At 49.0% G+C, this 518-nt stretch carries 1 protein-coding gene; it reads right to left on the minus strand.

The window, feature by feature from the left end:
* On the minus strand, positions 1-518 hold a 518-nt coding region (locus R7Q09_RS28385; RefSeq protein ID WP_318144238.1), incomplete at both ends, for an energy transducer TonB.

Consider the following 518-nt stretch of genomic DNA (forward strand, 5'->3'; position numbering starts at 1 on the left):
TCATCGAGCCATACCTCATACAAAGCTGCGCCTTCGATACCGCGTCTTTGCGCAGACCTTGGATAGCGGGGCTGCGTTGGTTGACTCACAAACGTTGGTTTGTCGACCAAAATAGGCTGAGACGTTGCCCCTTTGGATTGGCTCGCTGATGCAGTTTGCTGAGTAACCGTATCTTTCTTCACCGGTTCAATTTTTTTCTTCGGTTCGGCTTTGGGCTGAGTTTCTTGCTTGGCAACCGTTTTGGTTGGCTCCACTTTCTTTGGTTGCTTAATTGGCTCTGGCTTTTTCTCGACCACCTTTTTCTTCACCGCCTCTTTTTTGACAACCTGCTTCTTAACGACCTTCTTTTCAGGCTCAGGTTGTTTTTGAGGCTGTGGCTCTTTTGGTGGTACCACATTCTCTGGTGTGGGCTTTTCGAGCGTTGGTGGTGGTGCAGATACAAGGTTGAGGCTTACCGAGCTTGCTGGGTTTCCAGCAGGCATTGCGAACACTTTGTTCTCTTGCGAGACAAAAAGAAG

Source organism: Vibrio sp. 2130-1, from assembly GCF_033339515.1.